Here is a 1,227-nt window from a genome sequence, read left to right on the forward strand (position 1 = left end):
TTGGCGAAGGAGGCGGGGACGCTGTAGCGATTGCGCTCGAAGCTGATCAAGCCCCCTCTCGGCGATGCATGCATCGCCTGCCGGGCAGCGGGTCGGTGACACGCGCTTGCTCTGCTCGACAAAGCCGTCGAAGGCGGGTGGCAACTGCATGAGCGCCGCTCGCTCCCAGCCCCAGACATCCGCGATGCTACCCGCGAGGGTGCCATGGGGTGTCTCGCGCCAGAACTCCATGCAGCGCCGCTCCAGCCATGCGTTCAGCGAAGCAAGGTCGGGGAAGGTCGGCATGGGGTTCCATAAGCGCGGCCGGGCGTCCTGGACGTTCTTTTCGACCTGACCGCTCGCCATTGTGCTCGGACCAATGGCGCATAATGGCGCGCTCCCAACCCGCCGCCGGATTGCAGAACTCTGGCTCGAACACGTAGTGGTTTGCCATGGCCAGGAAGCGCATGTTCACCTGACGCTCTTTGCCACGGCCAACCCGGTCCACCGCCGTCTTCGCGTCCATTGTCCTCGGACCAATGGCGGACAATTCCCGCTGTCGTAGATCCCACGCTCCGGAACACCGCCAAAGACGCGGAAGCCGTGCCAGTGGGCATCGAACAGCATCTCGTGGGTCTGCAGCATATAGGCTCGGACGAGGAAGGCGCGGCTGTGAGACAGCTTGATATGCGCGACCTGCAGCTTCGTGCGCTCTCCGCCAAGCACCGCGTAGTCTTCGCTCCAGTCGAACTGGAAGGCCTCCCCGGGCCGGAACGACAAGGGGACGAAGATGCCGCGCCCGGTGGTCTGCTGCTCGCGCTGGCGTTCTACCCGCCATTTTCGGGCGAAGGCCGCAACCCGGTTGTAGGACCCGGTGTAGCCGAGCGCCACGAGGTCGCCATGCAACTGCTTCAGGGGTCGGCGCTGCTTGCGTGACTTTGCAGCCTCCGTCTTCAGCCACGCAGCAAGCTTTTCAGCGTAGGGATCAAGCTTGCTCGACCGAGCCGGAACGTTGAACTTCGGCTCGATCATGCCTGCTCTCAGATATTTCTTGATGGTGTTCCGCGACAGGCCGGTTCGGCGTGCGATCTCTCGGATCGGTAGCTTTTCCCGCAAAGCCATGCGGCGGATGACGTTCAAAAGTCCCATGTGGATCACTCCGGAATCCCCCGCTGCAAGCTGCGTCGCGGGGAGGGTCACATGGGTCAATTCTCAATGGAAATTACGCGCGCTCCCGGGTCAGTTCTG

The 1,227-nt window shown here is 63.1% G+C and carries 1 pseudogene; it reads right to left on the reverse strand.

The features are described from left to right. A pseudogene (istA, locus tag KM176_RS24745) lies at positions 1 to 1,128 on the reverse strand (IS21 family transposase); the annotation flags it as partial. Positions 1,129 to 1,227: the final 99 nt, after the last annotated feature.

It is taken from the genome of Pseudooceanicola endophyticus (assembly GCF_018760365.1).
GTDB lineage: Bacteria > Pseudomonadota > Alphaproteobacteria > Rhodobacterales > Rhodobacteraceae > Pseudooceanicola > Pseudooceanicola endophyticus.